Genomic DNA, 2,520 nt, shown 5'->3' with positions numbered 1-2,520 from the left:
CGCGCCCGAGATCGAACGGAGGATGCGGCGCCTGGCGGGAGGCGACCTGGCGGCGGTCGGTTTCTACGTCGCGGAGCCTTCCGCCGCGTCGCCGGCCGCCGATGCGCGCTTCAACCGCGCACCGTTCGGCATGGCGGTCACGCTGCGGAACGGGGCCTGCCTGATCTTCACGGTGCCCCATCGCGTCTGGGGCCTGTCCTGGTGGAAGCGCGACGCGCTGATGTCCGTCTTCGTCATCCTTGCGACCGTCTGCGTCTCGACGATCGCCAGCCGCACGCTGATCCGGCCGATCGAGGAATTCTCGCGGGCCGCGCGGCGCTTCGGCAGGGATACGTCCGCGCCGCCCATGGTCGAATACGGCCCGCGCGAATTGCGGCTGGCCATGCGGGCCTTCAACGCCATGCAGGACCGGATCTCGAAATTCGTCGCCGACAGGACGACCATGCTGGCCGCGATCTCGCACGATTTGCGGACACCGCTGACCCGTATCCGGCTGAGGGGGGAATTCATCGCGGACCGTGAACAGCAGAAACGATTATTTCAGGACGTGGCCGAGATGCAGGCCATGATCTCCTCGGCGCTCGTCCTGTTCCGGGACGATGTCACGGACGAGCAGGGGACGTCCTTCGACCTGTCGGAGCTGGTCCGCGACGTGGTGGACGATGCCGTCGACCAGGGAAAGCCGGCCCTGTTTTCGGGGCCCGACCATGTCATTTTCCATGGCAGGCCCATGGCCCTGAAACGGGCGCTGGAAAATATCATCGGCAATGCCTGCATCTATGGCGCCTCGGCGGATGTGCGCCTGCACGAACGGGGCGATTGCCTGGCGATTTCCGTCGCGGATGACGGCCCTGGCATTCCCGAAGAATTCCTGGAGGCCGTCTTTACCCCGTTCTTTCGCCTGGAGCGATCGCGCAACCGCAGGACCGGGGGCACGGGTCTGGGCCTGACGTCGTGCCGCGCCATCCTGCAGGCGCATGGGGGAACCATTTCCCTGAGCAACCGCGCGGACGGCGGATTGCTGGCGCAGATCATCCTGCCCCGAAACGCCGCCGCATGACGTGATCGGGCCCGAAGGCCCCGACGATCATCCGCGCCTGACGCTGGGGGTGAACATATACCCGCCGCTGCGGATCGTGCGGATGATCGTCGGGTTCTTGGGATCCGGTTCCAGCTTGCGGCGCAGCCTGCTGATCTGCGTGTCGATGCTGCGGTCATAGACGTCGTAGGCCACGCCATGCGCGAAATCGAGCAGATGTTCGCGCCCCAGAACCTGCTGCGGACGCTCGGCGAAGGCCAGCAGCAGGTCGAACTCGCGCCCCGACAGAGGGACGAGCGTGTTTCGGGACGATCGGAGTTCCCGCCTGGCGATATCGAGTTTCCATCCGTCGAAATACAGGCTCGGCCTGACCGCGTCGCGGGCCGGCTCGGCCCTGATTTCGCCGCGGCGCAGCACGGCGCGGACCCGCGCCAGAAGTTCCCTGGGGTCGAACGGCTTGGTGATGTAGTCGTCCGCCCCCAGTTCCAGCCCGACGACGCGGTCGGTCGTCGTCACGGCCGCGGTCAGCATGATGACCGGTATGCCCGATGCCGTCCGCAGGCGCCGGCAAAGGTCGAGCCCGCCCTCTCCGGGCAGCATCAGATCCAGTATGACCAGGTCGATGTCCTCGGCATCCAGGATCTCGAACATGGCGCGGCCATCCCGGGCGACACGCGTGTGATGGCCGTACGAGCGGAAGAAATGATCGAGCAGAGACAGGATCTCTTCGTCATCATCCACGATCAGGAGTTTCAGCATGGCCGTCATTGCCCCAGGGTAGCCGACCGAAGCCGCGATCCAATGTCAGTCGATGCCGTTTTTATGGCCCGGATGTCGCATTTTGTCCAAGCCGACACGCGTCCGGCGTCGCTGTCGATGGTCTGGACGACGGTCCGGGGCGACGGTTTGGGGCGGCGGTCTTGAATCGCGCCGCGCGCGGCGAACATTCAGCACATGCTGCACATGCTGCACAGCCCATGAGACCGGAAGAGCGCGCCATGCCGCGGCCACGCAGACAGCAGGCACCAAAGGCGGGATCACGCTGGTCGGCGGACGTGACCCGGCACAGCGATGCCCTGGACCTGGAGCCGGCGATCTTCGCCAGCGACGATCCGCACCGCATCGCCGAATCGCTGAAACATTCGGCGGAGGCCAGCACGCGCCGCAAGGCGGAGCCGTTCCGTTCGGCCATGTCCATGCTGGTCTTCTATATCAATCGCGCCGGGCGCAACCTGCCCGCTGCCCGCCGGGCGGTGCTGGAGCGGGCCAAGGCGGAGCTGCGCCGCGTCTTCGGCCGCCCGCTATGACCGCAGCCGCACGACATGCACCATGTCGGACAGGGCGGAGCCGGCATGCGTCCCCGGGGTCAGCAGGATGACGGCCCGACGGGTGGCCTGGCCGCCCTGGCCGTCCCGGACGGTGACATCGACGACGACGCCGCCCGGCCGGTTCTCGCCGGCCGACGGCGGGGGCACCGGCGG

The 2,520-nt window shown here is 67.1% G+C and carries 3 protein-coding genes and 1 pseudogene; 2 read left to right on the top strand and 2 right to left on the bottom strand.

Annotation, left to right across the window (positions count from 1 at the left end):
• A partial coding sequence (locus tag HUK84_RS14830) for an ATP-binding protein (protein WP_218064392.1) occupies positions 1 to 1,060 on the top strand: 1,060 nt, incomplete at its 5' end.
• A gap of 27 nt (positions 1,061 to 1,087) precedes the next feature.
• Here the strand turns inward: HUK84_RS14830 and HUK84_RS14825 are convergent.
• Positions 1,088 to 1,798 carry a response regulator transcription factor gene (locus tag HUK84_RS14825; RefSeq protein ID WP_176640972.1) on the bottom strand — a complete coding sequence of 237 codons (711 nt, stop codon included), beginning with the start codon at positions 1,796 to 1,798 and terminating at the stop codon, positions 1,088 to 1,090.
• Positions 1,799 to 2,037: 239 nt separating this feature from the next.
• On the opposite strand from HUK84_RS14825, the gene HUK84_RS14820 reads away from it, so the two are divergent.
• A complete protein-coding gene (locus HUK84_RS14820) occupies positions 2,038 to 2,346 on the top strand; it encodes a DUF3175 domain-containing protein (protein WP_218064390.1) in 309 nt (102 codons plus the stop codon).
• On the opposite strand, the pseudogene HUK84_RS14815 reads toward HUK84_RS14820, so the two are convergent.
• Positions 2,341 to 2,520, bottom strand: a pseudogene (locus tag HUK84_RS14815) (hypothetical protein); the annotation flags it as partial. The gene HUK84_RS14820 and the pseudogene HUK84_RS14815 sit on opposite strands and share 6 nt — an antisense overlap.

The sequence above is a fragment of the Nguyenibacter vanlangensis genome (genome assembly GCF_013376155.1).
GTDB lineage: Bacteria > Pseudomonadota > Alphaproteobacteria > Acetobacterales > Acetobacteraceae > Gluconacetobacter > Gluconacetobacter vanlangensis.
This window is presented reverse-complemented; position numbering and strand designations above follow the sequence as displayed.

Excerpts from the sequence above, each read along its gene's own strand:
- HUK84_RS14825 (WP_176640972.1), bottom strand. The coding sequence starts at position 1,798 with ATGCTGAAACTCCTGATCGTGGATGATGACGAAGAGATCCTGTCTCTG.
- HUK84_RS14820 (WP_218064390.1), top strand. The coding sequence starts at position 2,038 with ATGCCGCGGCCACGCAGACAGCAGGCACCAAAGGCGGGATCACGCTGG.